Genomic DNA, 257 nt, shown 5'->3' with positions numbered 1-257 from the left:
CTTTCAGGCTGTTCAACACTGGCGAGTTGGCGGCGGAGCGATCGGCGAAATTTTGCAGGGTAGGAAGGTCGGCGTCGGCTTTTACTTTTATGGTTAGCACCAGATTATCCAGTCCGCCGTAGCCATCTTCCATGCCGAACAGTTTGGCCATGTCGATACCGCCCCTTGCGGATATTTCAAACTGTTCCAGTTTCACGCCTGCCAATGCTGCTTGCAACTCGAAACCTATGGAGCAGCAGCCTGCCGCAGCGCCGATC

1 protein-coding gene is annotated in these 257 nt (G+C 54.9%); it reads right to left on the bottom strand.

Annotated elements, in window-relative coordinates; translation table 11 throughout:
• Nucleotides 1–257: OsmC family protein (locus tag ACTHTA_RS11515; RefSeq protein ID WP_440379636.1), on the bottom strand; the 257-nt coding region annotated here is incomplete at both ends.

The sequence above is a fragment of the Neisseria sp. P0013.S005 genome (genome assembly GCF_051958425.1).
Taxonomy (GTDB): domain Bacteria; phylum Pseudomonadota; class Gammaproteobacteria; order Burkholderiales; family Neisseriaceae; genus Neisseria; species Neisseria subflava.
The sequence above is the reverse complement of the archived record's forward strand: the minus strand, read 5'-3'. Positions and strand labels throughout refer to the sequence as shown.